1 protein-coding gene is annotated in these 811 nt (G+C 65.1%); it reads left to right on the top strand.

The window, feature by feature from the left end; translation table 11 throughout:
• Nucleotides 1-41: 41 nt before the first annotated feature.
• On the top strand, nt 42-811 hold a 770-nt coding region (locus NZ923_10735; GenBank protein ID MCS7230484.1), incomplete at its 3' end, for an AAA-like domain-containing protein.

The following is an 811-nucleotide window of genomic DNA, read 5'->3' as shown; positions in this document are numbered from 1 at the left end:
ACCAAAGGTCAATCACTCATCACTTGTCACTCGTCACTCCTATGACGAACGTTCCTTCACCAGACCAGGCGCGTTGCCCGTTCGTCGCTGGCGGGATGATCACCGATCCGCGCCTGTTTGTGGGGCGGAAACGCGAATTGCGCGATATTGCGCTGCGGATGGAGGGCGCGCAGCCGATCAGCATCAATGTGTACGGCGAGCGCCGCATCGGCAAATCGTCGCTGCTCTACCATTTCTATCAGACGTGGCGGCAGCGGGTGCAGGACTCCAGTCGCTACGCCGTCGTGTATCTCTCGCTCCAGGACGCGCGCGCCACGACCGAGGCTGCGCTGTACGACGCCGTCGCCGCAGCGTTGCGCCCCGCGCTTCCCCGGCGGCTGCACCCGGCGCTGCAGCAGGCGAACGACCGGATCGGGTTCGCCCGCTTGGTGGAGACATGTTGCCAGCAGGGGATCCTTCCCGTCCTCTGCCTCGATGAGTTCGAGACGCTCTTCCGGCATCGCCAGGCGTTCGACGACGATTTCTACGATGCGATGCGCGCACTGATGGACCGCAACCAGATGATGCTGGTGCTGGCGTCGCACCAACCGGTTGATGTCTACAGCCATCAGCAGCGGCTGACCTCGCGATTCTTCAACCTTGGGCATACGATGCGTCTGGGTGAACTGAGCGATGAAGAGGCGGACGAACTGGTGCGCCTGCCGGCGCGCGCCGGGAGCGACACGCCGCCAGCGCTGAACCGGCGGCAGCAACTCCTGGCGCGGCGCTGGGGCGGGCGCCATCCCTACCGCCTGCAACTGGCGGCGTCCTG

This window comes from Candidatus Kryptonium sp. (assembly GCA_025060635.1).
Classification (GTDB): domain Bacteria; phylum Bacteroidota; class Ignavibacteria; order Kryptoniales; family Kryptoniaceae; genus Kryptonium.
Note: the sequence above shows the minus strand (reverse complement) of the source record. Positions and strands in the feature narration are given on the sequence as shown.